This window comes from uncultured Gemmiger sp. (assembly GCF_934561205.1).
In the GTDB taxonomy this organism is placed as follows: domain Bacteria; phylum Bacillota; class Clostridia; order Oscillospirales; family Ruminococcaceae; genus Gemmiger.
This window is the reverse complement of the sequence record NZ_CAKTFU010000017.1, coordinates 1-20,918: the sequence shown is the minus strand read 5'-3', so window position 1 is coordinate 20,918 and position 20,918 is coordinate 1. Positions and strand designations below refer to the sequence as shown.

19 protein-coding genes are annotated in these 20,918 nt (G+C 60.4%); 10 read left to right on the top strand and 9 right to left on the bottom strand.

Going from position 1 to position 20,918, the window contains the following annotated elements; all coding sequences use genetic code 11:
• Positions 1-269: 269 nt before the first annotated feature.
• The 4 genes from pstC (at position 270) to phoU (ending at position 3,722) form a co-directional block, all read left to right on the top strand.
• Complete coding sequence (gene pstC, locus Q0I19_RS09950; RefSeq protein ID WP_294761171.1) at positions 270-1,157, top strand: phosphate ABC transporter permease subunit PstC; 888 nt, start codon at positions 270-272, stop codon at positions 1,155-1,157.
• On the top strand, positions 1,150-2,058 hold the full coding sequence (pstA, locus tag Q0I19_RS09945; protein ID WP_294761176.1) for a phosphate ABC transporter permease PstA: 909 nt from the start codon (positions 1,150-1,152) through the stop codon (positions 2,056-2,058). The genes pstC and pstA overlap by 8 nt, the downstream gene beginning before the upstream one ends.
• Positions 2,059-2,284: 226 nt before the next feature.
• Complete coding sequence (pstB, locus tag Q0I19_RS09940) at positions 2,285-3,037, top strand: phosphate ABC transporter ATP-binding protein PstB (RefSeq protein ID WP_366012765.1); 753 nt, start codon at positions 2,285-2,287, stop codon at positions 3,035-3,037.
• Between the two features lie 13 nt (positions 3,038-3,050).
• On the top strand, positions 3,051-3,722 hold the full coding sequence (gene phoU, locus Q0I19_RS09935) for a phosphate signaling complex protein PhoU (RefSeq protein ID WP_294761178.1): 672 nt from the start codon (positions 3,051-3,053) through the stop codon (positions 3,720-3,722).
• Between the two features lie 86 nt (positions 3,723-3,808).
• Here phoU and Q0I19_RS09930 read toward each other — a convergent pair whose 3' ends face one another.
• The 7 genes from Q0I19_RS09930 to Q0I19_RS09900 all read right to left on the bottom strand — a co-directional run bounded on the left by Q0I19_RS09930 (position 3,809) and on the right by Q0I19_RS09900 (position 11,662).
• Positions 3,809-4,543 carry a biotin--[acetyl-CoA-carboxylase] ligase gene (locus Q0I19_RS09930; protein WP_294761180.1) on the bottom strand — a complete coding sequence of 245 codons (735 nt, stop codon included), beginning with the start codon at positions 4,541-4,543 and terminating at the stop codon, positions 3,809-3,811.
• Positions 4,540-5,034, bottom strand: a complete 495-nt coding sequence (locus Q0I19_RS09925; protein ID WP_294761185.1) for a metallophosphoesterase family protein — start codon at positions 5,032-5,034, stop codon at positions 4,540-4,542. Before Q0I19_RS09925 ends, Q0I19_RS09930 begins: the two co-directional genes overlap by 4 nt.
• Positions 5,035-5,226: 192 nt before the next feature.
• A complete protein-coding gene (gene rsmI / locus Q0I19_RS09920) occupies positions 5,227-6,066 on the bottom strand; it encodes a 16S rRNA (cytidine(1402)-2'-O)-methyltransferase (protein ID WP_294761187.1) in 840 nt (279 codons plus the stop codon).
• 350 nt (positions 6,067-6,416) lie between these two features.
• Complete coding sequence (locus Q0I19_RS09915) at positions 6,417-6,698, bottom strand: acylphosphatase (RefSeq protein WP_294761190.1); 282 nt, start codon at positions 6,696-6,698, stop codon at positions 6,417-6,419.
• The gene (locus Q0I19_RS09910) at positions 6,695-9,259 is read right to left on the bottom strand and encodes a heavy metal translocating P-type ATPase (protein ID WP_294761192.1); all 2,565 of its coding nucleotides are present in this window, start codon (positions 9,257-9,259) and stop codon (positions 6,695-6,697) included. Before Q0I19_RS09910 ends, Q0I19_RS09915 begins: the two co-directional genes overlap by 4 nt.
• Positions 9,260-9,446: 187 nt before the next feature.
• A complete protein-coding gene (gluQRS, locus tag Q0I19_RS09905; RefSeq protein WP_294761195.1) occupies positions 9,447-10,367 on the bottom strand; it encodes a tRNA glutamyl-Q(34) synthetase GluQRS in 921 nt (306 codons plus the stop codon).
• The gene (locus Q0I19_RS09900) at positions 10,364-11,662 is read right to left on the bottom strand and encodes a M18 family aminopeptidase (RefSeq protein WP_294761198.1); all 1,299 of its coding nucleotides are present in this window, start codon (positions 11,660-11,662) and stop codon (positions 10,364-10,366) included. The genes gluQRS and Q0I19_RS09900 overlap by 4 nt, the downstream gene beginning before the upstream one ends.
• 186 nt (positions 11,663-11,848) lie before the next feature.
• Between Q0I19_RS09900 and Q0I19_RS09895 the strand changes: the two genes are divergently transcribed.
• The 4 genes from Q0I19_RS09895 (at position 11,849) to Q0I19_RS09880 (ending at position 15,979) form a co-directional block, all read left to right on the top strand.
• The gene (locus Q0I19_RS09895) at positions 11,849-12,250 is read left to right on the top strand and encodes a winged helix-turn-helix transcriptional regulator (RefSeq protein WP_294761200.1); all 402 of its coding nucleotides are present in this window, start codon (positions 11,849-11,851) and stop codon (positions 12,248-12,250) included.
• Positions 12,251-12,384: 134 nt separating this feature from the next.
• Positions 12,385-13,161, top strand: a complete 777-nt coding sequence (locus Q0I19_RS09890) for an ABC transporter ATP-binding protein (protein ID WP_294761201.1) — start codon at positions 12,385-12,387, stop codon at positions 13,159-13,161.
• A 21-nt stretch (positions 13,162-13,182) separates the two neighbouring features.
• On the top strand, positions 13,183-14,574 hold the full coding sequence (locus Q0I19_RS09885; RefSeq protein ID WP_294761204.1) for a hypothetical protein: 1,392 nt from the start codon (positions 13,183-13,185) through the stop codon (positions 14,572-14,574).
• On the top strand, positions 14,561-15,979 hold the full coding sequence (locus tag Q0I19_RS09880; RefSeq protein WP_294761206.1) for an ABC transporter permease: 1,419 nt from the start codon (positions 14,561-14,563) through the stop codon (positions 15,977-15,979). Before Q0I19_RS09885 ends, Q0I19_RS09880 begins: the two co-directional genes overlap by 14 nt.
• Before the next feature lie 406 nt (positions 15,980-16,385).
• On the opposite strand, the gene Q0I19_RS09875 is transcribed toward Q0I19_RS09880, so the two are convergent.
• Positions 16,386-17,231 carry a MurR/RpiR family transcriptional regulator gene (locus tag Q0I19_RS09875; RefSeq protein ID WP_294761209.1) on the bottom strand — a complete coding sequence of 282 codons (846 nt, stop codon included), beginning with the start codon at positions 17,229-17,231 and terminating at the stop codon, positions 16,386-16,388.
• Positions 17,232-17,265: 34 nt separating this feature from the next.
• Positions 17,266-17,931, bottom strand: coding sequence for a GDSL-type esterase/lipase family protein (locus Q0I19_RS09870; protein WP_294761210.1), 666 nt, complete (start codon positions 17,929-17,931; stop codon positions 17,266-17,268).
• Between the two features lie 677 nt (positions 17,932-18,608).
• Here Q0I19_RS09870 and Q0I19_RS09865 point away from each other — a divergent pair.
• Together Q0I19_RS09865 and Q0I19_RS09860 are read left to right on the top strand one after the other, a co-directional pair.
• Positions 18,609-19,961, top strand: a complete 1,353-nt coding sequence (locus tag Q0I19_RS09865; protein WP_294761213.1) for an extracellular solute-binding protein — start codon at positions 18,609-18,611, stop codon at positions 19,959-19,961.
• Positions 19,962-20,097: 136 nt separating this feature from the next.
• Positions 20,098-20,918 (top strand): sugar ABC transporter permease (locus Q0I19_RS09860; protein ID WP_296023695.1); only part of this gene is annotated, 821 nt, incomplete at its 3' end.

Below are 20,918 nucleotides of genomic sequence, written 5' to 3'. Positions count from 1 at the left end.
AAAGAATAAATAATAAATAATAAAAAAGGAGTTCCGCCCTTGGCGGAACATTGAAAAACCAAGTGCCCCCTTATAAGGTCGTGCAAGGGCGGAGAAAACGCCCCCGGACTGCCCGCAAAAAGGGGCGCACTTTGTTGTAAAAACGTGCCGCCGCGGGCGGCACACCACATTTCTTATTTATTATTTCTTATTTATTATTTGAAAATCATCCGCTTATAAAATTCACCGAAGGTCTGATAAATATAAAATTCACCGAAGGTCTGAGAAATATGAAATTCACCGAAACCCTGATGAAATTCGTTTTCACCCTCTGCGCCTGCCTGTCCATTGCGGCGGTGGTGCTGATCTGCGTGTTCCTGTTCGCAAACGGCATACCTACGCTGTTTGAGATCGGTCCGCTCAAGTTCCTGCTGGGCAAAACGTGGAAACCCGGCAGCGACATTTACGGCATCCTGCCGATGATCCTCGGCTCGGTGTACGTCACGGCGGGGGCCATTCTCGTCGGTGTGCCGCTGGGCGTGCTGACCGCCGTGTATATGTCGCGCTTTGCATCACGCGGCGTTAACCGCTTTATGCTGCCCGCCGTGCAGCTTCTGGCAGGCATTCCGTCGGTCGTGTACGGCTTTTTCGGTATGATCGTGCTGGTGCCCGCCGTGCAGGCGATGGTCAAAACGCCGTTCTTTACCCAAGTCTTGCAAATCAAGGGCGGTAAGGGCATGAGCCTGTTCACCGCCAGCGTGCTGCTGGGCATTATGATCCTGCCCACCGTCATCACGGTCAGCAAAACCAGCCTGGACGCCGTACCCCAAAGCTACTACGAGGGCAGCCTTGCCTTGGGTGCCACGCATGAGCGCAGCGTCTTTTCGGCGGTGCTGCCTGCGGCAAAAAGCGGCGTGCTGTCGGCAATTATTTTGGGCATCGGGCGCGCCGTCGGTGAAACGATGGCCGTCGTTATGGTGGCGGGCAACCAGACCTGGATGCCGCAGGGGCTGTTCAAGGGCTTGCGCACGATGACCTCCAACATCGTTATGGAGATGGGCTACGCCACCGACCTGCACCGCGAAAGCCTGATCGCCACCGGCGTGGTGCTGTTCGTCTTTATTTTGCTCATCAACCTTTGCTTCAGCCTTGTGAAAGGGGGCAGCGACCATGCCTGATGTTACCGCCAATGCCCGCACCGCCGCCGCCCCGGCGCGTGTGCAGACCGTGCTGCCCGCCGGCAAAAACCGTACCGCCGCCCGCGTGCAGGCGGCTGTGCTGCGGGGTCTTGTGGGGCTGGCAGCGCTGCTGACCGCCGCCGTGCTGGTGTTTTTGATCGGGTATATTCTGGTTATGGGCATCCCCAACCTCAAGCCGGAGCTTTTCGCGTGGGAGTACACCTCCGACAACGTTTCGCTGGTGCCTGCGCTGATTAACACCTTGTTTATGACCGCCTTCTCGCTGGTCATTGCCACGCCGCTGGGCGTTTTTGCGGCAATCTGGCTGGTGGAGTACGCCCCGCGCGGCAGCAAGCTGGTGCGCTTGGTGCGCATCACCACCGAAACGCTGCAGGGCATTCCGTCCATTGTGTACGGCTTGTTCGGTATGCTGTTCTTTGTCAATGCGCTGCACTGGGGCTACAGCCTGATGGCGGGCGCCTTTACGCTGGCCATTATGGTGCTGCCCGTCATTATGCGCACCACCGAGGAAGCCCTGCTGGCGGTGCCGGATTCCTACCGCGAGGGCAGCTTCGGCTTGGGTGCCGGTAAGCTGCGCACGGTGTTCCGCGTGGTGCTGCCCAGCGCCATGCCCGGCGTTCTGTCCGGCGTGATTCTGGCAACGGGGCGCATCGTGGGCGAAACCGCCGCGCTGATCTACACCGCCAGCACATTGCCCAAGGTGGCAAACTCGGTGTTCAGCTCCACCCGCACCTTGGCGGTGCATATGTACCTGCTTTCCAGCGAGGGGCTGTACATCAACCAGACCTACGGCACCGCCGTGGTGCTGCTGGTGCTGGTGCTGGTCATCAATACCTTCAGCGGCGTGGTGGCACGGAAATTGAGCGCGAATAAACAGTGATGTAAATAAGAAAGAAGAAATAATAAATAATAAAAAAGGAGTTCCGCCCTTGGCGGAACATTTAAAAACCAAGTGCCCCCTTATAAGGTCGTGCAAGGGCGGAGGAAACGCCCCCGGACTGCCCGCAAAAAGGGCGCACGTTGTTGTAAAAATGTGCCGCCGCGGGCGGCACACCATATTTATTATTTATTATCTATTATCTATTATTTATAATCGGAGGACTATTTTGAATAAATTCGAGATCCGCGACATGGATCTGTACTACGGCAGCTTCCATGCCTTAAAAGACATCAACATGGCCATCCCCGAAAAGCAGATCACCGCCTTTATCGGTCCGTCCGGCTGCGGTAAATCCACCTTTTTGAAAAGCCTCAACCGTATGAACGACCTTGTCGAGAGCTGCCGCATTTCCGGCGATATCCTGCTGGACGGCATTGACATCTACAAGGATAAAATGGACGTCAACGTCCTGCGCCGGCGCGTGGGTATGGTGTTCCAGAAGCCCAACCCCTTCCCGATGTCCATCTACGACAACATCGCCTACGGTCCGCGCACCCACGGCGTCCGCAGCAAGGCGCGGCTGGATGAAATCGTCGAGCGGTCGCTGCGCAGCGCCGCCATCTGGAACGAGGTCAAGGACCGCCTGAACAAGAGCGCGCTCGGGCTTTCGGGCGGGCAGCAGCAGCGCCTGTGCATCGCCCGCGCCTTGGCGGTCGAGCCGGAAGTCCTGCTGATGGACGAGCCGACCAGCGCGCTGGACCCCATCTCCACCGGCAAGGTCGAGGATCTGGCGATGGAGCTGAAAGAAAAATACACCATCGTTATGGTCACGCACAATATGCAGCAGGCGGCGCGAATCAGCGATAAGACGGCATTTTTCCTGCTGGGCGAGCTGGTAGAAATGGGCGACACCGAGCGCCTGTTCTCCACCCCGGCAGACAAGCGCACCGAGGATTACATCTCCGGGCGTTTTGGTTAAGGAGGGGGACAATATGTACAGCAGACGCAAAGCCTACGATGCCGAGCTTTTGGAGCTGGATACCCTGCTGGCGCGGATGGGTCACGCGGCGGGCGCAGCGGTCGAAAGCGCCATGACCGCCCTGCGCAACCACGATACCGAGCTGGCGCGCAGCGTCATTGCCCAAGACAATGAGATCGACTCCGCCGAGCATGAGATCGAGCATCGCTGCCTGACGCTGATCTTGCGCCAGCAGCCCGTTGCCACCGACCTGCGCAAGGTGTCCACGGCGCTGAAGATGGTCACCGACATTGAGCGTATGGCGGACCACGCCAGCGACATTGCCGAGATCACCCTGCATATGGAGCCGGAAAACGCCGCCGCCGTCGGCGTGATGGACGATCTGGACAAGATGGGCGCCGCCGCCTTGGAGATGACCAAGCGTGCCATCGGCGCGTATGTGCAGGTGGATCTGTCCGAGGCGGCGCAGGTCGTTGCCGCCGACGATGAATGTGACGCGATGTTTGCCAAAATCGGCAAGGAAATTGCACAGTATATCGCTAAAAATCCAAACGATGCCGCCACCGCGCTGGATCTGTTTATGGTCAGCAAATATCTGGAGCGCCTTGGCGACCACGCGGTCAACGTTGCCGAATGGGTCGAGTTCCTGAAAACCGGCGTGCATAAGTCGAGGAAGATCGTGTGATTTCCCGAAAAAAACAGGTTTGACAAACAGAAACAGGGGAGTGCGCGAAGCGCACTCCCCTTGTGTTGTTTCTTATTGATACACCGTCAAACTTTCCCGTAAATTCCCTTCACACTGACCTCGCCGGTAAACACCTTCACGTCGCCGGTGTCGTCGTGTACGACCAAACGCCCGTCCTCGTCCACGTCGCGGGCGATGCCCTGCCCGCCGTCGTAGGTCACGGCGCGCTGCAAATTGACGCAGGCGGCTTTGTAGGCGTCGCGGCAGGGGGCAAACCCATGCGCGGCGTAGTCCGCCATCGCGGTGCCGAAGCCCACCTCGGTCAGGTACGCCGCCAGCCACGCGGGGTCGGTGTCGGGGTCAACCGCCACGCCCTGCAGGGTCAGGCTGGTGCCGTGGGGCAGGTTTTGCGCGGTAAAATAGCTTTGCGGCTGCGCTAAATTGAAGCCGATGCCGCAGACAATGCTGTGTCCGTCGGGCGCGATCTCGCACAAAATGCCCACGATCTTTTTGCCGTTCAGCAACAGGTCGTTGGGCCATTTGATTTGGCAATCCACGCTGTAGCGCTGTTTTAAGGCGTCCGCCACCGCAAGGCTGGCGTAGAGCGGCAGCGTGCCGGGCTGCGCCAGCGGCGTTTTAATGACCACCGAATAATACAGCCCCTGCCCGGGGGCGTCCGTCCAAGTGCGCCCCAAGCGCCCGCGCCCGGCGGTCTGGTGGGTCGAGTACACCGCGCCCACATCGGCAAAACGGTCTAAGTTTTCTTTTGCCCAGGCGTTGGTGCTGCCGACCTCGGGCAGGTAAATCAGGTTGCTGTTCAAAATTCCGGCACCCTCTTCCAGCCAAATTGACATTCGCCGTCGGTCACGGTGATAACGCCGTAGCTGCCGCCGTCGCGCAGACTGCCCGGGTTGAACACGGTGGCAGCCGTGCCGATGCCCCGCACCAGCGCGCGGCGATGGGTATGCCCGAACAGCGCCACATCGGCGCCGCGCTCCCCGGCGGATTCCGCCAAGCGGTCGGTACCCATTTTTACGCCGTAGTGGTGTCCGTGGGTGTAAAAAAACAGCACGCCCGCAAAGGGTGCCAGCCCCTCGGTGGGGTCGGGGTAGCCGGCGTCGCAGTTGCCCGCCACGCGGTAGATGGGGTACGGCACCGGCTCCTTGCGCAGGGTCAGCGCGGCGTTCAGGTCATACAACCCGTCGCCGAGATAGAACATAGCATCGGCGGTTTCGTTTTGCAAAAGCCAGCGCAGATCCCGCAGCCGACCGTGTACATCGGACACGACCAGAATTTTGGTGGTTTCGGACATAGTAACTCCTTAAAGTTGGCAATAAACAGGAAGGGAATCCGTATTTCAAATAATAAATAAGAAATAATAAATAAGAAAATCGGAGTTTCGCCCTTGGCGAAACATAGAAAAGAATCGGCAGCTTTTTTGCAATGTGCCGCCGCAGGCGGCACACATTCTTTCTTATTTATTCTTTATTATTTCTTATTTATTTTACCCCTCACTGACCATTTTTTTATAAATCTCGCCCTTGCTGAACCCCGTCCCGGCGGCGGCCTGTTTGGCGGCGGCGGCGGGGGGCATACCGCCCGCCTGCAAGGCGCGGGCGGCGGCAACGACCTCCTCCAACGTGGGGGCGGCGTCCGGCTCGGCGTCGGCAGGGTCAGCGCCCGCCAGCACCAACACATACTCGCCGCGCGGGTCGTTTTGCTGGTAGTAGGCAACGGCTTCTGCCAAGGTGGTTTTCACGATCTCCTCGTGCAGCTTGGTCAGCTCGCGGCACAAGCTGACCGAGCGCCCGCCGCCAAAGGTGGCAGCCAGATCGTCCAGCGTGGTGCGCAGTTTGTGCGGTGCTTCGTAAAAAATCAGCGTGCGGGTTTCGTTTTGCAAAAAGGCGAGCCGGGCGCGGCGCTCCTTTTTCGGCACGGGCAAAAAGCCCTCAAACACAAAGTGGGCGGTGGGCTGCCCGCTGGCTGCCAGCGCCGTCACGCAGGCGGACGCCCCCGGCACCGGCACGACCCGGATGCCCCGCTCGTGGGCTTCGCGCACGATCTGCTCGCCGGGGTCGCTGATGCAGGGCATCCCGGCATCGCTGCACAGCGCGCAGTTTTCGCCCGCCTCAATGCGCTGCAAGATCGCCTCGCCGTGGTGCAGGGCGTGTTCGTAATAGCTGACCATCGGCTTTTTCAAGCCCAGATGGTTCAAAAGCCGCAGCGTGACGCGGGTATCCTCGGCGGCGATAAAATCCGCCGCGCCGAAGGTCGCCGCCACGCGGGGCGGCATATCGTCCAGATTGCCGATGGGTGTTGCCACCAGATACAAAGTCCCGCTCAAAACGTGACCCCCTAAAAAAGTTGATATACTATTATTATAGACGGAATTCGCCGTACCCGCAAGTATCCGCGCAAAAAAAGGGGGGAAGGCTTTTGCGCGGTAGGGGCGGGGCAAGCCCCGCCCGCGACCGTATAGTATAATGAACATAACGGGTTGATTTGTAGGGGCGGCATATATGCCGCCCGTTGCAGCCATCCCGACAAATCGACCTAATGGGAAAACCGCACAGGCGAGCAATGCTCGCCCCTACAACTTGACAGGAAAATTTGCGGCAACCGCAAAACACCCCGCCCTACATCGCAGCAAAATAAAAATGTGTCCGCCTGCGCGGACACATCCAAAAAACACGTTTACTCGCCGCTTTTTACGTCAAAGCCGTATTCGCGGTCCAATATCGGCAAATCGGTGGTTTCGGTGCGGTCGATTTGCGCCCAGCGGTTGCTCTGCTCAATCAGCGGCACCAGCGCGTCCAAATCGGCGGGGCGTCCCTGGGCTTCCAGCGTCACGCTGCCGTCCCAGTTGTTGGCCACCCAGCCGGTCAGCCCCAGATGCAGCGCGGCGGCGCGGGCGTAGTAGCGGAACCCCACCCCCTGTACGCTGCCGTAAAACCGCCAGCGGCGGCGGGCGGTCATGCGTCGATCCCCGTCACCGTGTAGTCCTTGGCCTGTACGGCGGCGGTCAGCGCGGCGTCGGGCACGTCGGCGGTCAGCGTCACAACGGCGGTGCCCGCCTCGTGGCTGACCTCGGCGCTCTGCACATTATCCAGCGCTTCCAACGCCTTTTTCACGGTCGCTTCGCAGTGGGAACACATCATTCCGTCAATATGCAGGGTCTTTTTCATGGCAGTTTCCTCCGTAGGTAGGTTACATTTTTCGGTGCAGGGTGCGGGCTGCGGCGCAGCGGGCTTGCGGCGGGGCGGCGCATCGTGCGCGGCGCTGCGCGGGTCAAAGGCGTTCAGCCGCAGCGCGTTGGTCACAACACACACGCTCGACAGGCTCATCGCCGCCGAGGCGATCATCGGGTTCAGCAAAATGCCCAGCGGCGAAAGCACACCCGCCGCCAGCGGGATGCAGACGGCGTTGTAGAAGAACGCCCAGAACAGGTTCTGGTGGATGTTGCGCACCACGGCGCGGCTCAGGCGCACGGCGGCGGGCACGTCCGCCAAGTCGCTGCGCACCAGCACCACGTCGGCGGCGTCCAGCGCCACGTCCGCCCCGGCGCCGATGGCAATGCCGGTGTCGGCGCGGGTCAGCGCGGGGGCGTCGTTGATGCCGTCGCCCACCATCGCCACGCGCCCGCCTGCCTGCTGGCGGCGCACTTCGCTCTCTTTCCCGGCGGGCAGCACGCCCGCCACAATCTGGCTTTCGTCCAGGCCGACCATCGCGCCGATGTGCGCAGCGGTCTGCGGGTTGTCGCCGGTCAGCAGCACAACATTCAAGCCCAGCGCCTTCATCTGGTCAATGGCGGCGGGGGAGGTCTTTTTGACCACGTCCGACACGCCGATGACACCGGCCGGGCTGCCTGCCAGCGAGAAAAACAACGGGGTAACGCCGCGTTTGCTCATGTGGTCGGCGGCGTCGGTCAAATCGCGGGGCAGCGGGCAAAATTCCGAGATAAACTCCGCGTTGCCGCCCGCCAGCACCTTGCCCGCCACCTTGCCCTGCAAGCCCTTGCCGGGGGTGGCCTCAAACTGGGTGACGGTCGCATAGCTGATTTTGTCCGCTTCGGCGCGCTGCAAAATGGCGCGGGCCAGCGGGTGTTCGCTGCGCAGCTCCAGCCCCGCCGCCATGCTCAGCAAAAACTTTTCCGGCACCTTGCGGGTCCCCACGATCTCCACCACGGTCGGCTCACCTGTGGTGATGGTTCCGGTCTTGTCCAGCAGCACGGTGTCGGTGTAGCCGGTGGTTTCCAGGCTGGCGGCGGTTTTGAACAGCAGCCCGTTTTTGGCGCCTACGCCGCTGCCCACCATAATGGCGACGGGCGTGGCCAGCCCCAGCGCGCAGGGGCAGCTGATGACCAGCACGCTGATGCCGCGCGCCAGCGCAAAGGTAAAGGTCTGCCCCAGCAGCAGCCAAATGATAAAGGTTGCCGCGGCAATGCCCATGACTACGGGCACAAAAATGCCGCTGACGGTATCGGCTGTCTTGGCAAGCGGCGCCTTGGTGGCGGCGGCGTCGCGCACCAGCCGAATGACCTGCGAAAGCGTGGTGTCCTGCCCCACGCGGTCGGCGCGGCAGGTCAGCGCGCCGTTCTGGTTGATGGTCGCGGCGCTCACGCTGCTGCCGGGGAACTTGTCCACCGGCATACTTTCGCCCGTCAGCGCAGCCTCGTTCACGCTGGAAACACCCTCGGTCACCGTGCCGTCCACGGGAATGGACTCACCCGGGCGCACCAGAAACAGGTCGCCGACGGCCACCTCCGCCACCGGCAGCGTCACCTGCTTGCCGTCGCGCAGCACACAGGCGGTCTGCGGGGCAAGGTTCATCAGCCCCTTCAGCGCGTCGGTGGTCTTGCCCTTGCTGTACGCTTCCAGCGTTTTGCCCACGGTGATCAAGGTCAGAATCATGGCGGCGGACTCAAAATACAAGTCGTGGCGGTACTGCATAACAAGCGCCATATCGTCATTTTTAAGCCCGACAGAAATCATAACGATGGCAAACACGCCGTAAGCCAGCGATGCCCCCGCACCCATGGCGACCAGTGCGTCCATGCCGGGGGCGCGGGCTGCCAGCCCCTTAAAGCCGGAAACAAAAAAGTCCCGATTGATGACGCAGACGGGCAGGGTCAGCGCCAGCTGCACCAGCGCAAACACCAGTGCGCCGCTGCCGTGACCCTGCATAAAGGGCGGCAGGGGCAGCCCGACCATATGCCCCATGGAAACATACATCAGCGGCACCAAAAAGCACAGGCTCTGCACCAGACGGCGCTTTAAGCGGGGCGTTTCGGTGTCGGTCAAATCGAGCGGCTCGCCCGCGGCGGCGGGGGCAGCACCGTACCCGGCGGCATCGACCGCGCGGCAGATGTCTTTTTGCAGGGCGGCGGCATCCGCGTCATCGGACGCCGTGACCTGCAGGGAGTTTGTCAAAAGGCTGACCGCCGCCGTCTGCACACCGGGAACGCCGGACGCCGCCTTTTCGACATGGGCGGCGCACGCCGCGCAGCTCATGCCGGTAATATCGTAACGCTGGGTCATGGAAAGCACCTCGTAATCAAAAAAGATAAGAGATAATTCAAGATAAAAGATAAGAGATAAAAGATAATAAATAAGGTGGGGTTTGCGCCGTGGGCGCAAACCAAAATAGACGAAACGGCGGTGTCATAATTTTTTCGCCGCGCAGCGGCGTACCTTATTTATTATCTATTATCTTTTATCTATTCATTTAAAACAGCCCTTCCGGCAGCAGGATATCCTGCTTCGGCACCTTATCCCAAGAAAATCCCGGTACCAGCTCCTGCGGTGAAACCGGGGCGGGGGTGTCCTGCAAACCGCATACATACGCCAGTTTCCCGATAACCTCCTGCGGGGTATACCGGGCGCGCAGGTTTTCAAGGCTCTGGTCGCCGTCGCGCTTGCTCAGGCGGCGTCCGTCGGGGGCAAGCAGCAGCGGCAGGTGGTAAAACTGCGGCGCGGTCAGCCCCAATTCACGGTACAGCCACAGCTGGCGGGGGGTGCTGCTCAGCAAATCGCTGCCGCGCACCACCTCGGTCACGCCCATCAGGGCATCGTCCACCACGACCGCCAGCTGGTAGGCAAACACGCCATCGGCGCGGCGCAGGTAAAAATCGCCGCAGTCGCGGGCTAAATTTTCGGCATAGCGCCCCAAATGCCCGTCGGTAAAGGCGATTTCCTCGTCCGGCACCCGCACACGAAATGCGGGGGCGCGCGTTAAGCTGCGTCGGGCAACTTCCTCGGCCGAAAGCCCGCGGCAGGTCCCCGCATACACCACCTGCCCGTCACTGCGGTGGGGGGCACTGGCGGCATGCAGCTGGCTGCGGCTGCAAAAGCAGGGGTAGACAAGCCCCTTTTTCAACAAAATATCGTAATATTGTTGATAAATCTCACTGCGCTCGCTCTGGTAGACGGTCGGGGTCGGGCCGTCGGCGGCAAGCCCCAGCCACGCCAGATCGTCCATAATGGCATCGGCGTACACGCGCGGGCAGCGCACGGCGTCCAGATCCTCAATGCGCAAAAGCACCTGCCCGCCCTTGCTTTTGGCGCTCAGCCATGCCAGCAGGCAGCACATCAGGTTGCCCAGGTGCATCCGCCCGCTGGGGCTGGGGGCATAGCGTCCGGCGGTCATTCTAAGGTATAGGTGCCGTCTGCCAAGGCGCGCAGATGCACCCGGTAATAGGCGGACACGGCGTTGACCATCGCCTCGGCGTCGGACACGGCGGCGGTTTCCACGGCGCTGTGCATCGCCAGCTGGGCGCAGCCGATATCCGCCATCGGGATGGGCAGCGTCTGGCTTTGCAGGTTGCCCAGCGTGCTGCCGCCCGGCTCGTCGGCGCGGTTGGTGAACACCTGCACCGGCACGTTCGCCTTTTCGCAGACGGCGCGGAACACCGCCCCGCTGATGGCGTTGGTGGTGTATTTCTGGCTGGCGTTGTATTTCAGCACCACACCGCCGCCCAAGCGCACGGGGGCGCAGGGGTCGGACTTGGCGGCAAAGTTGGGGTGGGTGGCGTGGGCGTTGTCGGCGCTCAGCAAAAAGCTGTTGGCCATGGCGCGGTGCATGGCCTGGGCGCTGTGCGGCACGGCGTCCAGAATGCGGTCCAGCACGTCGCGCATAAAGCGGCTGGCGGCACCCTGCCGCGTGCCGGAGCCGACTTCCTCGTTGTCCAGCAGCGCCCAGACGGGGGCGCAGCTGCTGTCGCAGTCGGGCGCGGCGTCCAGAAATGCCAGCAGGGTGGCGGCGGCGCACTCTAAATCGTCAATGCGCGGCGCCATAAAATACTCGCGGTCAGGCCCCACAAAGCAGGGGGCTTGGCGGGTGACAAGCTGCAGGTCGGTGTCGAGAATATCCTGCGCAGATACGCCTAATTCCTCGGCAATCAGGTCGGTCAGGGTGCGGCTGCCCGCAGGGCCCCACAGCGGCTGCATGTCCACCTGCGGGTTGTAGGCGTGGCCCTTGTTGATGTCGCGCTGCATGTGGATGGCCAGCGAGGGGATGACCAGCAGGTCGCGGTCCAGGTGGACAAGGCGGGTCTGCAGGCCGTCGGCTGTGCGCAGCATCACGCGGCCCGCCACGGTCAGCGGGCGGTCCAGCCAGGTCGACATGATCATGCCGCCGTAGCCCTCGACGCTCAGGCGGCGGGAGCCGTCGTTTTCCACGGTGTCGGTTTTGATCTTCCACGACGGCGAGTCGCTGTGGCTGGCGGTGATGCGCCACCCGCCGATGGCATGGGCGGGTACGCGCCAGGCGATCACGGCGGAATTGTTGCGGGTGATATAGTAGCCCCTGCCGGGTTCCAGGTTCCAGAAATCGGCTTCCTCCAGGCGGGTGTACCCGGCGGCGTCCAGCCACGCGGCGGCGGTGGCGGCGGCGTGGTAGGGCGAGGGGGAATTTTGCAGATACTCAAAAATTTTGTCGATCATACGTCTGTTTCCTTTTGTATTGATATTTGCGCACAGCGCAGCGGTTGGCATAGTTCTATTGTACCGCAAACCGCGCCGCGGAACAAGTTGAAAAACAGGAAATTTTGGTTTATATTTAGTATAAACCTATGGTCGATTTTGACAAGTACGCACTTTTTGGAAAGTACCCCAAAGGAGGAAAACGCAATGCATCCCAACGCAAGCTGCAACTGCCGCTATGCCGATGTCGGCTGCGACAAAATGGAAGAGGTCATGGATAAAATCAGCGGCAAATGGAAAATGCGCATTTTGTTTATGGTGGGCGCGCACGGTACGCTGCGCTACGGCGAGCTGCGCCGACTTTTGGACGGCATAACGCACAAAATGCTGACAAACCAGCTCAAGGAGCTGGCGGCGGACGGGCTGGTGCAGCGCATTGATTACGCCGAGGTTCCCCCGCGGGTCGAGTATCGCCTTACGGCGGACGGGCAGGCCCTGATGCCGATTTTTGACGATATACAGGCGTATATCAAAAACGGTGCCTGCCGCAGCTGCTGCGCCCCGCAGCCGCCCCGCCGAGATTGCTGCACGGACGAGCCGACAGGCTGACGTGTGGCTTCCCCCCAAGGGGAAGGCTTTTCCGCCCCCACAATTCGATATTTTACAACTTTCTGTCTGGTAATTTGCGCTGCGGTATGGTATACTTACCCTATATCGTACAATGAGGGAAAGGGGGCGCAAACTTGGCACCCATCATCCATACCGAGAAATTGCGCAAGGTCTATGCGGTGGGCAAGGAACGAGTCGTCGCGCTGAACAACATCGACCTGAACATAGAAAAGGGCGAGTTCTGCTGCATCGTCGGCCAATCCGGCAGCGGCAAATCCACGCTGCTGAACCAGCTTGCCGGGCTGGAAAAGCCCACCAAGGGCAAGGTGTTCATCGGTCGGCACGAGATCAGCGCCATGACCGAAACCGAGCTGGCGCGCTTCCGGCAGGAGCATCTGGGCTTTATCTTCCAAAGCTACAATTTGCTGCCCACGATGACCGCCGCCGAAAACGTCGCATTGCCGCTGATGTTCAAGGGCGTTTCCAAAAAAGAGCGTCTGCGCCGCGCCCGCGCCGAGCTGAAAAGCATGGGGCTGTTGGGCCGCGCCAACCACCTGCCCACCGAAATGTCCGGCGGTCAGCAGCAGCGCGTGGGCATTGCCCGCGCCTTCGTCAGCAACCCCAAGGTCATTTTTGCCGACGAACCCACAGGCAACCTCGACTCCCGCACCAGCAAGCAGGTGCTGTACCGTATGCTGGAGCTTTCCAAAAATCAGGGCGTGACCTTTGTCATGGTCACCCACGAGCCGGAGCTGGCGAACTGCGCCGACCGCATCGTGACGATCCTGGACGGCAAGGTGCAGTCCAGCATCGTGCAGGACGCCGCCACCAAGCAGCGCAACCGCGACGCCCTGTTTGCCGATCTACAAGGGGATCTTGCCATCGGCGGTGACGCCGCCAAGGAAAAGTAAACATAAACGGAGGAACCTACTTTGAAACGTATTCTGACTGTACTTTTGGCTGTATGCCTGGTTTTTGCCCTGGCTGTGCCCGCCTTTGCCGAGGGGGAACCCGCAGCGACCCCCGCGCCGTCTCCGTCCGCTGCCCCCACCCGCAGTGACGTGGCCGTTGTTTCCTACGCGGTCACCAATGTGGCCGGCGGCGAGGTGACCACCGTCAACAAGGGCGACCACATCAACGTTGTGCTGCAAATTGCCGATTACAGCGCCTTCGGCGCCAAGGACGTGGACGGCAACGACATCACGGCCTCTACCATCACCGCCCGTTTCAACACCACCGATTTCACCTACACCGGCGTCGGTGAGGTGGGCCGCTTTGTGGCCGAGAGCGACTATCTCAGCTACACGCTGCTGTTCCGCGACGTTGTGTACAACGGCACCTCCCAGACGCTGCCCATCAACCTGAGCTACAACCGCACCACCCTGCCGTTCCAGACCATCAGCCTGACGCTGGGTCAGTGCATCCTGGCCGATAAAGAGAACGCCAAGACCCCCTCCCTGATGGTGCGCACCTCCGGCTACGGCGAGGTCGTCACCGCAGGTGAGGAGTTCACCCTCTCCCTCGGCATTTACGCCACCGACGGCAACGAGAACCTCAACGACGTCATCGTCACCCTGAACCTGCCCGAAAATGTTTCTTTAAGCGGCGGCAGCCTGACCCAGTACGTCGGTACGCTGGCCCCCAAGACCACCAAAACCCTCAATTTCAATGTGCTGCCCAGCGCCGGTTTTGCCGGTACCGTGGCCGATATCAGCGTCACGCTGACCGGCACGGGCGCCGATTCCGGCACGGCTGCCACCTCCACCCCGTTTACCGTTTCCGTCCCCGTCACCCAGCCCAACCGCTTTGAGGTCGGTAAGCTGGAAATGCAGGACACCGTCAACGTCGGTGACACCGCCAGCGTCACGCTGTCCTACGTCAACAAGGGCAAGCGTGAGCTGGGCAACCTCGAAGCCCGCCTGACCGGCACCAACATTGGCAACGAAAGCTACCAGTACCTCGGCAACCTGAACGCAGGCAGCGAGGGCAGCGTGGATTTTGACATCACCCCCGATGCCGCCGGTACCATCTCCGGCACCATCACCCTGTCTTACGAGGACGCCAACGGCAAGATCCAGACCGTCAGCAAGGACTTTACCGCCACCGCCGAGGAATACTCCGACCCGTGGGGCGGCATGGACCCCGGCATGGAAGAACCCATGCCCGACGAATCCCAGCAGACCGGCCTGCCCGTATGGGGCTGGGCGCTGATCGTTCTGGGCGGCGTGGCCGTGGTCGTGGTGATCGTGGTCGTGGTGCGCAAACGCAAGAAGGCCAAGGCACTGGCAAATCTGGAAGCCGAGGACAACGATGAAGATATCTGACGAAATTGCCCTGTCGGCCCGCAATCTGGCGCGCCGCAAGGGACGTACCGCGCTGACGCTCATCGGCGTGGTCATCGGCACCTGCATGGTGGTGCTTATGATCTCGCTGGGCATCGCGCAGACGCAGGCCAACGACGAAATGCTGCAAAGCTGGGGCGACCTGACGCAGGTGCAGGTCTACGGCTACGGCACATTGGTGGATGCCAACGGCAAGACCATCCATCTGGATGACGCCGCCATCGAGAGCTTCAAAAAAATCGACCATGTGGTGGCCGCCACCGCCTACGCCGAGGCGTACAACTTAAACGGCACCATCGCCGCCGGCAAAAACGGCCGCTACCAGACCCAGCTGTACAATGTGGTGGGCATCGACCCGGCGGCGCTGGAGCCGATGGGCTTTGCCCTGCAAAGCGGCAAGTGGCTGCCCGAGGGCGGCGGCAACAGCAAGGCCACCAAAATTCCCATCTTGGTGGGTGCCAATGCGGGCTACGGCTTTGAGGATACCCGCAAAAGCCAAAACAGCTCCAAACGGTACCGCTGGCAGGGTATGACCGACGCCAAGGGCAACCCGCTGCCCCCGTTTGTGGACATCGACAAGGACAAGATGACGCTGACCCTCTCCTACGGCGAGGGGTCGAGCCAAAAGAGCCAGACGTGGGAGTTGGAGATCGTCGGCGTTCTGCAGCAGGACTACGCCAAGGGCTACTTTACCGACAGCGGCTTTGTCATGCGCGTGGCGGATTTGAAAATGCTGGAAGGTATCTATAACAAGATGGCGCGCATCACCACGAACGAGCAGAACTACCAGCAGGTCTACGTCAAGGTGGACGATTTGAAAAACGTGCCCGAGGTCGAGGAAGCTATCCACGAATTGGGCTACAGCAACACCTACTCCATGAGCCAGCAGCGCGAGGAAATGAACAAGCAGACGATGCGCAGCCAGATGATTTTTGGCGGTGTAGCGGCGGTTTCTTTGCTGGTGGCGGCCATCAACATCATCAATACCATGACGATGGCCATCTACGAGCGCACGCGCGAGATCGGCGTCATGAAGGTGCTGGGGTGCGAGCTGAAAAATATCCGCACGATGTTTTTGCTGGAAAGCTCCTGCATCGGCTTTTTGGGCGGTGTGCTGGGCGTGGCGTTCAGCCTGCTGGCCAGCCTGGTGCTGAACAACATATCCACCATCTTGGGTGTGCTGGGTCAGGACGGCAACATTGATATTTCCGGCATTATGGGCGGCGGTATGTATTACGGCGCCAGCAGCACAACGATTTCGGTCATTCCTCCGTGGCTGGTGTTGGGTGCGCTGGTGTTTGCCACCGTCGTGGGCTTTGTGGCGGGCATCGTGCCTGCCAACAAGGCGGTCAAGATCAGCGCCTTGGAAGCCATCCGGCACGATTAAAGAAAATGAAGAAACGCGCAGGGGCGGAATTTCCGCCCCTGCGCGTTTTTTTGTCGAAAAAGCCTGTTACCGGAAAATTTGTAGGGATGGGTCTTGACCCATCCGCACATCTGGCTGCGCGCAGCGCATAAAATCGCGCCGAACGGCGCGCGGTTTTCTCGCAGAGTCGTGCTTTTGGCGAGGCAGCACGGAACGGTCAAGACCGTTCCCTACAAACTGTCGAAAAACTCTTGTAGGGGCGAGCATTGCTCGCCCGTGCCCGTTTGCCTTGTAAAAAAAACTGCCTCGGAAAACGCGATGCTGCGTCAAGTTGGCGGGCGACCCATGGTCGCCCCTACACATTCCATAAACAAGGAATACGGTTTTTTGGCACGCCGGTATCGGGGCGTTTTGCCGCGCAGCACGCTTACAGCAGCTTGCTGCCCAGCGCCTGGCTGGTGCGGGAAAGCGACAAATTCGCCAGCTCCTGGTTGTCCAGCGTGTAGCGCAGCACCAGCACATTGGCCACAAACAGCATGGCCAGCTTGGCGGGTATGCTGCCGGAATCCAGCGGGTTTTCCTTGGCGCCGCACAGCAGCACTACGTCCGCCAGCACGGCACCGGGGGCGTCGGCGTAATGGGTGACCAAAATCACCTTGGCACCGTTTTCCTTGGCAAGGTGCAGTGTGTCCATCATGTCGCGGGTGCAGCCGGAGTAGGAGATAAACAAGATCACGTCCTCCGGCCCCATCAGGCTGGCGGTGATGGCCTGCATGTGGCTGTCGCCCGCCGTGCGGAATTTTGTCGAAAGCATCGAGAACCGCGCCCAGATATCCCCGGCCAGCACCTGGCTGCCGCCCTGGCCAAAGAAATACACCTGCCGTGCGCGCTGCAGCAGCGTGGCGGCGCGGTCAATGGCCTCGGCGTCCAGCATACTGCGGGTGCCGTTCAGTGCCTCCACGGCTGTGTTGTAGGCGTGGGTGATCAGAAGCTGGGTGTCCGCGCCGGGTTCCAGCTTGGCGGCGGTCGGCGTGGCCGTGGCGGTGGCCTTGGCCAGTGCGATCTTCATCTCGTTATAGCCCTGAAACCCCAGCGAACGGCAAAAGCGGAAAATCGTTGCCTCCGCCACGCCGCACTCGTTGGCCAGCGAGGAGATGGATAGATACTGCGCGTCCTCGGCGTGCTGCATCAGGTAATCGGCCACGATGGCACCGGATTTCGTCAAACTGTCGCGCTTGGTTCGCAGCATCTCCCAAAAGGTCTGTTCTACCATGATGGGGGGTCCTTTCTACTGAATTATATAGGGCTTACACCGTGGCGGTCAGTTCTTTGTACAGGCCGTGCGCCAGAGCCATGTGGGACTCGGCGGTCATGTGCATACCGTCCACGGGCGAGCAGCCTGCGCCCGGCAGGGTGTTGGCATCCAGAAAGCGCACACCGGGGATATCCCGCAGCATCGGTTCCAGCTGGGCGGCAATGTCGGCGCAGCGCTCGTGGCAGCCGGTGCCCATGGCGTCGCGGAACATCAGCTTGTCGTACTCCGCTGTGATGCACGGCGGCATGATGACCAGCACATCGGGGCGGGTGTTGTCGCGCCAGCATTCGGTCGTCAGCGCCTTTTTGACCAAGCGCACAATGCCCTGGGCAATCAGGTAGGAATTGCAGCCGAAACGCTCCTTGCTGTCGTTGGTGCCCAGCATAATGGTCACGGTGTCCAGCGGGGCATGGCTCATCAAAATGGGGGTGATGACGCGCAGACCGTTCATCCCCTCGGTGATGGGGTCATCAAACACGGCGGTGCGGCCGGGCAGACCTTCCTCCACAACGCGCCAGTCGTCGCCCAGCAGGCTTTGCAGCACGGTGGGGTAGCGCTCCTCCAGGCCGTAGCGGCCGTCGCGGGCAGGATCGTAACCGTAGGTGTTGGAGTCACCGAAGCAGAGGACGCGGCGCTCCTTAATATTTTCATAGTTCATGATGCGGGTTCCTTTCTTTTCTCAGGAAATGAAAAGATATTTCTTTCCTTCTATTATAACGGTTCCCCAAAAGGCTGGCAATAGGCAGAAATGCCATTTCCAAGCCTGTTTTTTTGTACAACTTTGCTTTGTCTGGCGCACAAAATGCCCGTTGTACGCGGTCATTGCACATTTTTTCCCAAAATGAAAAATCTGTTTCACTGCACTAAAGCGGCAGCGCGGCAACATCCCGCACAGGCAGCCGCTTTGCGCCGCACCGCAAGGCGGATAGGCAGCATAAAAACGATACAGCGCACGAATTTATGCCATGCGGCAGAAAGATCCCGGCCTGTGCGGGCGCGGCTGCGGCGCTCGCAAGGGTGTGTCATCGGGGCGGCACCGCGCGGCAGCGGTGCCCGTAACCACTCTGCTTGGAAATTGTTTTCTTTTTGTAACCATTGGCACAGCCCCGCCTGCGGGGCTGTTTTGCCGCCGAAAGCGGACATTTCTTGCACTTACCACCCAAATTTCCCCCGAAACGCATGGAATTTGTGCAACCTGTACACAAAACAGGAATTTTCTTGTGTATTTCACATCTGGACAAAATGAAATAAATTTTCTAAAATAGAGACATCACGAGGGGCGCAGACGCAAGCGACCCCTCATAAAAGCCGAAAGGCAAAAGAAGGAGAACCACTATGAAGAAGCAAGTATCCGCTCTGCTGGCCGCCGGTATGGCCGCCAGCCTGCTGGTTGGTTGCGGCGGCGCCGCCTCCTCCAGCGCAGCAGCCTCCACCCCCGCGGAAAGCACCCCCGCATCCTCTGCCGCTGCCGAGGCTGCCACCGGTGAGTCCGCCGACATCACCCTGTGGACCTACCCCATCGGCAAATGGGGCGACTCCGAGTCCGTCGACGCTCTGCTGGCCGACTTCAACGCCAAGTACCCCGACATCCATGTGACCGTCGAGTATCTGGACTACACCAACGGCGACGACCAGGTCAACACCGCCATCGAGGGCGGCTCTGCCCCTGACCTCGTTATGGAAGGTCCCGAGCGCCTGGTTGCCAACTGGGGTGCCAAGGGTCTGATGGTCGACCTGAGCGACCTGTGGACCGACGACCAGAAGGCCGACATCAGCGCCAGCGTCGAGAGCGCCTGCAAGGACTCCAGCGGTGCTTACTACGAATTCCCCCTGTGCATGACCGCCCACTGCATGGCCATCAACAAGACCGTGTTTGAGGCTGCCGGCGCGATGCAGTACGTCGACGCCGAGAACCACACCTGGACCACCGAAAACTTCCTGAAGGCTGTTCAGGCCGTCTACGACTCCGGCAAGACCGACGTGGGCGCCATCTACTGCAGCGGCCAGGGCGGCGACCAGGGCACCCGCGCTCTCGTCAACAACCTCTACGGCGGCACCTTCACCGATGATGCCCACACCAAGTACACCGCCGACTCCGCCGAGAACATCAAGGCGCTGGAAACCCTGAAGGCGCAGGACGGCATCAACTTCGACGCTTCCATCAACGGCGGCGAGGAGATCACCCTGTTCCGCAACGGCACCCTGCAGATGGCTTTCTGCTGGAACATTGCCCAGCAGAAGAACTCTGACAACGGCCCTGCCGGCACCACCAACAGCGGCGACGAGATCCTGTTCATGGGCTTCCCCTCCGAGAGCGGCGAGCCTGCTCTGCAGGGCGGCATCTGGGGCTTCGGCATCTTCAACAACGGCGACGAGAACAAGATCGCCGCTGCCAAGAACTTCATCAACTTCATGGCCAACTCTGAGGAAACTGCCAAGGCCGTTACCACCTCCAGCTACTTCTCCGTCAAGAAGTCTCTGTCCGACGTCTACGCCGATGACGAGATCATGAACGAGTACCAGAAGCTGATGCCTTATCTGGGCGACTACTACCAGGTTACCCCCGGCTGGGCCGAGGCGCGTACCGCTTGGTGGAACATGCTGCAGCAGGTCGGCGCTGACGAGGATATCACCACCGCCGTCACCGATTTCTGCACCACTGCCAACGCAGCCGCCAGTGCTTCCTAAACCCTAAGATTTGCAGCCAACCTACGGCGTCCGACCTCTGACAGAAACGCAGCGGTGGGACGCCGCTTTTCATGAAAATCGGAAAGGAGCGATCCTCTTGGCAATTTCTGCAGCTGCCAAAAAGAGCGAGCCCAAGATGAGCCGTGCGCTTGTCCGGCAGGAGACCATCGCCGGTTACCTGTTCCTGCTGCCCAGCCTGATCTTCTTCGTCGGCTTCGTTATTTACCCCATGTTCATGTGCGTGTTCACCAGCTTTTTTGACTCGACCATGAACCGCGCCGATGTCTTTGTCGGCCTTGCCAACTATGTAGAGCTGTTCCAGGATACAGTCTTTCTGGGCGCTTTGCGCAACACGCTGATCATTGTTGTCGTGTCGGTGCCTATCACCTGCATCTTCTCGCTGTGGGTGGCGTCCGCCATCGTCAACATGCCCCCGTGGGCCACGTCGCTGTTCCGTGTCATCTTCTACCTGCCCGTCGTCACCGGCTCTGTGGCCGTTACCGTCGTGTGGAAGTGGATGTTCAACAACTACTACGGCATCTTCAACTATCTGGGCAAGTCGATGGGTATCCTGGACCAGAACATCAACTGGCTGGGTGACCAACGCTATGCGCTGGCGTGCATTATCCTGATCTTGCTCACCACATCGGTCGGCCAGCCCATCGTGCTGTATGTTTCGGCTTTGGGCAACGTGGACCAGTCCCTGGTCGAGGCCGCCGAGGTGGACGGTGCCACCAAGCTGCAGGCCTTCTGGAAGATCAAGTGGCCGCAGATCATGCCCACCACGCTGTACATTCTGGTCATCACCACCATCAACTCCTTCCAGTGCTTCGCACTGATCCAGCTGTTGACGTCCGGCGGTCCCAAGCACTCCACCGACACCATCATGTACTACATCTACTACACCGCCTTCAAGCTGTACCGCTACGGCTACGGCAACGCGATGGGCGTTATCCT

Bases quoted from the DNA above. Each gene is read 5' to 3' on its own strand.
- pstC (WP_294761171.1), top strand. From the start codon at position 270: ATGAAATTCACCGAAACCCTGATGAAATTCGTTTTCACCCTCTGCGCC.
- pstA (WP_294761176.1), top strand. From the start codon at position 1,150: ATGCCTGATGTTACCGCCAATGCCCGCACCGCCGCCGCCCCGGCGCGT.
- phoU (WP_294761178.1), top strand. From the start codon at position 3,051: ATGTACAGCAGACGCAAAGCCTACGATGCCGAGCTTTTGGAGCTGGAT.
- Q0I19_RS09925 (WP_294761185.1), bottom strand. From the start codon at position 5,034: ATGTCCGAAACCACCAAAATTCTGGTCGTGTCCGATGTACACGGTCGG.
- Q0I19_RS09915 (WP_294761190.1), bottom strand. From the start codon at position 6,698: ATGACCGCCCGCCGCCGCTGGCGGTTTTACGGCAGCGTACAGGGGGTG.
- Q0I19_RS09910 (WP_294761192.1), bottom strand. From the start codon at position 9,259: ATGACCCAGCGTTACGATATTACCGGCATGAGCTGCGCGGCGTGCGCC.
- gluQRS (WP_294761195.1), bottom strand. From the start codon at position 10,367: ATGACCGCCGGACGCTATGCCCCCAGCCCCAGCGGGCGGATGCACCTG.
- Q0I19_RS09900 (WP_294761198.1), bottom strand. From the start codon at position 11,662: ATGATCGACAAAATTTTTGAGTATCTGCAAAATTCCCCCTCGCCCTAC.
- Q0I19_RS09895 (WP_294761200.1), top strand. From the start codon at position 11,849: ATGCATCCCAACGCAAGCTGCAACTGCCGCTATGCCGATGTCGGCTGC.
- Q0I19_RS09880 (WP_294761206.1), top strand. From the start codon at position 14,561: ATGAAGATATCTGACGAAATTGCCCTGTCGGCCCGCAATCTGGCGCGC.
- Q0I19_RS09875 (WP_294761209.1), bottom strand. From the start codon at position 17,231: ATGGTAGAACAGACCTTTTGGGAGATGCTGCGAACCAAGCGCGACAGT.
- Q0I19_RS09870 (WP_294761210.1), bottom strand. From the start codon at position 17,931: ATGAACTATGAAAATATTAAGGAGCGCCGCGTCCTCTGCTTCGGTGAC.
- Q0I19_RS09865 (WP_294761213.1), top strand. From the start codon at position 18,609: ATGAAGAAGCAAGTATCCGCTCTGCTGGCCGCCGGTATGGCCGCCAGC.